General features: G+C 73.1%; 6 protein-coding genes. 2 read left to right on the top strand and 4 right to left on the bottom strand.

What is annotated here, in order from left to right:
• From ACPCK6_RS24705 to mca, 4 genes are all read right to left on the bottom strand, one after another.
• A partial coding sequence (locus ACPCK6_RS24705) for a hypothetical protein (RefSeq protein ID WP_423482360.1) occupies positions 1-867 on the bottom strand: 867 nt, incomplete at its 3' end.
• Positions 868-977: 110 nt separating this feature from the next.
• Positions 978-3,473, bottom strand: coding sequence for a putative bifunctional diguanylate cyclase/phosphodiesterase (locus tag ACPCK6_RS24700; protein ID WP_396880398.1), 2,496 nt, complete (start codon positions 3,471-3,473; stop codon positions 978-980).
• Between the two features lie 217 nt (positions 3,474-3,690).
• Positions 3,691-3,975: a hypothetical protein gene (locus ACPCK6_RS24695; protein WP_194798523.1), complete on the bottom strand. Its 285-nt coding sequence runs from the start codon at positions 3,973-3,975 to the stop codon at positions 3,691-3,693.
• A gap of 48 nt (positions 3,976-4,023) precedes the next feature.
• A complete protein-coding gene (gene mca / locus ACPCK6_RS24690; RefSeq protein WP_396879980.1) occupies positions 4,024-4,905 on the bottom strand; it encodes a mycothiol conjugate amidase Mca in 882 nt (293 codons plus the stop codon).
• 244 nt (positions 4,906-5,149) lie between these two features.
• On the opposite strand from mca, the gene ACPCK6_RS24685 reads away from it, so the two are divergent.
• Entirely contained in the window at positions 5,150-5,584 is a 435-nt protein-coding gene (locus ACPCK6_RS24685) for a DUF4307 domain-containing protein (RefSeq protein ID WP_194798524.1), read from the top strand.
• Between the two features lie 145 nt (positions 5,585-5,729).
• Positions 5,730-6,230, top strand: coding sequence for a transcription elongation factor GreA (gene greA / locus ACPCK6_RS24680; RefSeq protein ID WP_018787521.1), 501 nt, complete (start codon positions 5,730-5,732; stop codon positions 6,228-6,230).
• Positions 6,231-6,349: the final 119 nt, after the last annotated feature.

Raw genomic sequence — 6,349 nt, 5'->3', positions numbered from 1 at the left:
CCGCACGGTGAACTCGTTCCAGTACTCGAAGTCGCGGACCAGGATCTCGCTGACCGCCTGGGCGGTGCCGCGCTGGAACTTGACGTCGGCCGGGTAGGTGGTGGCCGACCACGGCACCACCTGACCCGGAACGCACGGGATGTGGGGTGAGAAGTAGCCGCGCACCATGCCCGCCTTCTTCTGCTCCTGGACCAGCTCGCCCGCGATGGAGAAGGAATCCGCCCGGGTGCAGGTGATCGACCCGCGGACGGTGGCGATGCCCTTCTTGTCCACCGTCGCCACCGGATCGACGGTCAGTGTGACGTCGAGTGCCGGCAGCGGCGGCGGGTTCCCGATGTGGATCTCGCCACGCAGGCTGCCGGCCGCGCCCTCGCACCGGATCTCGAAGGTGGCGTCGAAGCGCTCGACGTAGTCGAACGGGCCCCAGTCGGCGTGCAGGACCGTGAACGAACCGGTGCTCTGCGCGCAGGAGCGCCCCCAACCGCCGTTGTAGAGCTGCAGGCTGGCCGCGTCGCTCCCGTAGACCGGCTGGCTGACGTTCTGGTAGGTGTCACCCGCCTTCAGCGTCTGACCGGCCGGGGCGGAGATGCCCAGACGCCAGGTGTTGTCGGTGTCGCTCCAGAACTCCATCCCGAAGTGCTGCTGGCCGTGGCCCCACGCGTTCATCTCGTCGCCGGGCGTCGGTGCCGCGGAGCTGTAGGAGTAGGAGTTGCCGGCGGTGATCGGATCACCCGGCTCGCCGGTGACGGCGAACGACCAGGACTCCGCCGGCCGGGCCTGCGCCGGAGCGGACATGACCAGGCCGGCAGCGCCGGTGGTCAGCGCCATGGTCGAGGCGAGCAGGATCCGTCGCCAGGAACGTCTCATCGTCGTCCTCCCCGTGTGGACGTCAGCGGGGACGCCTGCCGCGCCCGCCGTGTCAGCAGCCTAGGACCGGCCGGGCGTCTCCGCTGCCCCGTCCACGGTAGACGGACGGGTCAGGAGGCGCCGTCCGCGCGCAGCGGGACCACGTTGCCGCGGGCGCCGTCGCGCAGCGATCCGAGCACCGCGGAGATCTTGTCGGCCGGCATCGGCTTGAAGAAGTGGTAGCCCTGGGCGGCGGTGCAGCCCAGTTCGGCCAGCGCGGTGCGCTGCTCGGCGGTCTCCACGCCCTCGGCCACCACCCGCAGCCCCAGCTCGTGGGCCAGCCCCACGGTGGTCCGGACGATCGCCGCCGCCTCCGGCGAGTCGGCCATCCGGAGCACGAACGAGCGGTCCACCTTCAACTCGTCCACCGCGATCCGGGTGAGGAACGTCAGCGACGAGAACCCGGTGCCGAAGTCGTCGACGGCGAGCTGCACGCCCATGCCCCGCAGCGTGGCCAGCACCTCGTCGATGACCTCCAGCTCGCTCATCACCACCGTCTCGGTGATCTCCAGGACCAGCCGGTGCGGCGGCACCTGGTGACGGCGCAGCGCCTCGTCGATCTCGGCGGGCAGCCGCGGGTCGAGCAGGCTGCGCGCGGACAGGTTCACCGAGATCGGGATGTCCAGCCCGTCCCGCGCCCACCCGGCGGCGACCGCCAGCGCCTTGTCCAGCACGTACCGGGTGAAGCTGCCGAGCTGCTCGCTGTTCTCCACCGGGCGGATGAAGTCGGCCGGGCCGAGCCAGCCCCGGCGCGGATGCCGCCACCGGATCAGCGCCTCCACCCCGGTCGGCGCGCCGGTCGCCAGGTCCACCGCCGGCTGCAACGCCAGCACCAGCTGGTCGTCGGCGGCCAGCGCCTCCCGCATCTCCGCGAGCAGCGCCAGGTGGTCGGTGCTCGCCGCGTCGCGGGAGCTGTCGTACGCGGCGACGCTGCCGCCGCCCTCCTTCGCCTGGTACATGGCGATGTCGGCGCGCCGCAGCAGTTCGGTCAGGTCGGCCGCGCCCGCGTCGGCCACCACGACGCCCACCGCCACCTCGACGGACATCCGTACCCCGGCCACCTCGGTCGGCGCGGCGAGGCGCTCGGCGACCTCCCGGGCCTGGCGCAGCGCGTACGCCAGCGGGGCGGTCCGCTCCTCGACCAGCGGCACCGAGGTGAGCAGCAGGGCGAACTCGTCGCCGCCGAGGCGCCCGAGCAGGTCACCCGGCCGGGTCAGCGCGGCGAGCCGGTTGGAGGTCAGCCGCAGCAGCTGGTCGCCCGCCGAGTGCCCGAGCGTGTCGTTGACCTCCTTGAACTGGTTCACGTCGAGCAGCAGCAGGGCCACCGGGTGGTCGTGGGCGCGCTGCCGCAGCGCCTGGTCCCCCTTGGCGAGCAGCGCCGCCCGGTTGAGCAGCCCGGTGAGCTGGTCGTGCACCGCGTCGTACGACGATCGGGCGGTGACCAGCCGCAGCTCCCGGTGCGTGGCGGCGTCGTGCAGGGCGGCGGCCAGCGCGTCCCCGAAGGCCGCCACGCCGTCGCGTTCCCGGGCGCTCGGCGGGGCGGACCGGGCGAACCGCACCCGCAGGCGGCCGACGTCGGCGGATCCCACCGCGAGGCGGCGCACCAGCTCGTGCTCCGCGGCGTCGGCGCCGGCCGACGGCTCCACCTCCCGGTCGCGTACCTGCCCGCCGCGGTCGGCCCGGTAGCGGCGCCAGCGGCCCTCGCCCCGGGCCACGTCGACCTCGACCAGTTCCGCGCCGAACAGGGTGAGCGCGCCGGTCACCGCAGCGGTCGCCACGCCGCGCTCGTCGAGCTGGTTGAGTGCGGCGGTGGCCTCGGCGAACGCCCGCCACGTACGCCGCTCCTGGTCGGCGCGGAGCCGGTGGCGGTACGTCTGCTGGAGCAGCCAGAGCGGCGGCGGCAGGAGCAGCAGCCAGCGCGCGTCGAGTTCGAGCAGCGCGACGACCACCAGGCCGACCGCCACGTTGCCGACGAACATGAGCAGCTTGCCGCGCAGTGCGGCGAGCAGCGGCGGCCCGATCGCGATGCCGTGCCGCAGGGCGAGCGTGACCGCGCCCAGGAAGGCGGTGGTGAGCAGGTACGTCACCGCGGCGGCGGTGAGCGTGAGCGCCAGCTCCGGCGTGGGCGCGGCGAGCAGCGGCGGGCCGAGCGCGGTGGCCACCGCGGCGGCGAGCGCGGTGGCGGCGGTGAGCGAACCGGCGATCCCCACCAGTTCCAGCGCGGGACGACGGTCGGAGACAAGCGACATCACGGTCCAGGCGGTGCCCACGCCCAGCAGGGCGGCGGCCGGGAGCCAGCCGGCAGGCACCAGCCAGAGGCAGACCACGAGCGCGGCCTCGCCCCAGGTGATGCTCACCATGCCCGAAGCGCTGCGGAAGCGCAGCCGGGCGAGCTGGGCCACCGCGAACGCGACAACGGCGATGCCGAACCGCGCCGCACCGGGCAGCGAGTCGTCGGCCGGCAGGTGCGACGGGACGGTGAGGCCCAGCACGGCGGCGAGCAGGCCGGTCAGCGCGACCGCGACGGTGAGCAGGACGACGCCCACCGGTGTCCCGCGCAGGCCGATCCGGTCGGGGGAACGGTCGGCCGGCTCGGTGGTCACGGGGCCGCCCCGTCGACGCGTCGGGCCGGGGCATGGTCGGGGGCCGGTGCTGCCATCGACATCGGCGTCCCCCTTCCGCGCAGGGTCCCGGGGCCTGACGGTCCCCCCGGCGGAAGGCTAAGCCAAAGCCGGTGGTCGCAACAGGGGGCGACGACCGGCTTCGACGTGATTCACGCGGTGCTCAGCTGTTCCGACCCTGCTGGGAGCCGTTGGGGGCGTTCGTCGGTGAATCCTGCTCGACGAGCCCGTCTGTCGGATCGGCGACTGCGGAATCGGCCCGGCCCGGGGTGCCCTGCTGCGGGAAGCGGTCGGGCAGCCGGCGCAGCCGGGCGTTCATGTTGCGGATCAGCAGGACGGTGACGGTGGCCAGCGCGACGATGAGGAACAGGCCCATCGGACCGGCCAGACCACCCGTACGGGTGTCACCGAAGTTGTTCTGCGCGAGCACCTCGACGGTGGTCAGCATGGTGTTCCTCCGATGTGCGACTGAGCACCAGGGTAGACCCCGGCCGGGTCAGTGGGCACGGCACGCCTCTCGTACGCCGGCGAACAGGTCGGACTCGGGCAGCGGGCTGTCGACCAGCGAGCGGGCGAGTTGGAAGTCCTCCGTCGGCCAGGCGTGCTTCTGCAGTTCCATCGGCACCTGGAACCAGAAGCCGTCCGGGTCGATCTGGGTGGCGTGCGCGCGCAGCGCGTCGTCGCGGACCGGGAAGTAGTCGGCGCACTCGACCCGGGTGGTGATCCGGGCGCCCTTGTCGGGGCGCTCGTCCCAGCGCTTCATCCACTCGCCGTACGGCGACTCGAGCCCGGCGGCGAGCACCGCCTCGTGCAAGCTCATGATCTTGGCGCGGGAGAAGCCCACGTCGTAGTAGAGCTTCAGCGGCTGCCACGGCTCGCCCAGCTCGGGGTGGCGGTCCGGGTCACCGGCCGCGTCGAACGCCGCCACGGTGACCTTGTGGGTCATGATGTGGTCGGGGTGCGGGTAGCCGCCCTCCTCGTCGTACGTGGTGACGACGTGCGGGCGGAACTGCCGCATCAGGCGCACCAGCGGCGCGGCGGCGACGTCCACGTCCTGGAGGGCGAAGCAGCCCTCCGGCAGCGGCGGCAGCGGGTCGCCCTCGGGCAGGCCGGAGTCGACGAAGCCGAGCCACGCCTGCTCGACGCCGAGGATGGCCCGGGCGGCGTCCATCTCGGCCCGCCGGATGTCACCGATGTTCGCCCAGACGTCGGGGCGGTCCATCTTGGGGTTGAGGACACTGCCCCGCTCGCCACCGGTGGCGGTGACGACCAGGACGTCCACCCCCTCGGCGACGTATTTCGCCATGGTGGCGGCGCCCTTGCTCGACTCGTCGTCGGGATGGGCGTGCACCGCCATGAGACGCAGCTGTTCTGCCACCTTCGGCGCTCCTCGTCTGTGCCCGCCGACCGGCCCCCGGGGCCGACCGGCTGACCTGCCGGAATCTCCCCCCGCGCCCGCGAAAGCCCCCGTGACGGCCGGTCGGGGGCCGCCACCGGAGTGGCCAGGGCCACGCCCGCCGGTCCAGGCCGACCTGCCATCCTTGACTCAGCGCCGGGCTGGGAAGATGGACCTAGCCATTCTTGCCGATGCCGCCGACAACAACGCCAGGAGATACCCGCCGGTGAGCGAGACGCACGCCACAGTCGCCGCGAAGGCGCCGGTCTTCCCGCCGGGCCGCTACGGCCGCCGCCGGGAGCCGGGGCGCCGCCGGCCGGTCCTGCTCGCCCTGACGGTGACGGTCATGCTCGCCGTCCTCGGGCTGGGCGCGGCGAAGCTCTACTACCAGTACGGCGACCCGGAGTACCAGGGCGAGATGATCAGCTACTCCGACATCACCGACTCCCGGGTGATCGTCGACTTCCGGGTCACCGTACCCCCGGGTGGCTCCGCCACCTGTCTGCTGCGGGCCCGCTCCCACGACGGGGCCCAGGTGGGCAGCGCCGAGGCCACCGTGACCGCGGAGCCCGGCCAGCGCCACATCCGGACCCGGCAGGAGGTGCCCACGAGCGCCCGGCCGTTCATCGGCGAGGTCCTGCGCTGCCGGCCCGCCGGCTGAGCCGGCCCGCCGGCGAGTCGCCGGCCACCGCACCCCGGTCCCGCCGCCGGCACCCGGGGTGATTGATCACACCTCGACGCGACCCGCACTGGTAGCCTTGCAAGTTCACCTGTCAGCCAGTCCGCACCAATCGAGGAGACCGCCTGTGTCCACAAATGGAAACGAGGCGCCCGCCACCTGGCTGTCCCAGGACGCCTACGACCGTCTGCAGGCCGAGCTCGACGAGCTGATCGCCAACCGGCCGGTCATCGCCGCCGAGATCAACGCCCGGCGCGAGGAGGGCGACCTGCGGGAGAACGGCGGCTACCACGCCGCCCGCGAGGAGCAGGGCAAGGCCGAGGGCCGCATTCTCTACCTCAAGGAGCTGCTGCGCACCGCCAAGGTCGGCGAGGCGCCGGACGCCGACGCGGTGTCGCCGGGCATGGTCGTGAAGATCTACTTCGACGACGACGCCGATGACAGCGAGACCTTCCTGCTCGGCTCCCGGGAGATCGCCTCCACCACCGACCTCACGGTCTACAGCCCCGAGTCCGCGCTCGGCAAGGCCATCCTCGGCGGCAAGGCGGGGCAGACCTGCACCTACACGGCGCCCAGCGGCGCCGATATCAAGGTGACCATCGTCTCCTTCGAGCCGTACAGCGGCTGACCCCTCCGGACCCGCGCCGGATGGCTCGGGTCCCGAACCCGACCGAGGCTGACAGGCCCTCCTCGGACCCGAGCCGCACACCCGAACGCCCCGACCGGATCATCCGGCCGGGGCGTTCG

It is taken from the genome of Micromonospora sp. AB353 (assembly GCF_049538395.1).
Lineage (GTDB): Bacteria > Actinomycetota > Actinomycetes > Mycobacteriales > Micromonosporaceae > Micromonospora > Micromonospora aurantiaca.
This window is presented reverse-complemented; position numbering and strand designations above follow the sequence as displayed.

What these genes read in the sequence shown, in the direction of transcription:
- ACPCK6_RS24695 (WP_194798523.1), bottom strand. Translation starts at nt 3,975, where the DNA reads ATGCTGACCACCGTCGAGGTGCTCGCGCAGAACAACTTCGGTGACACC.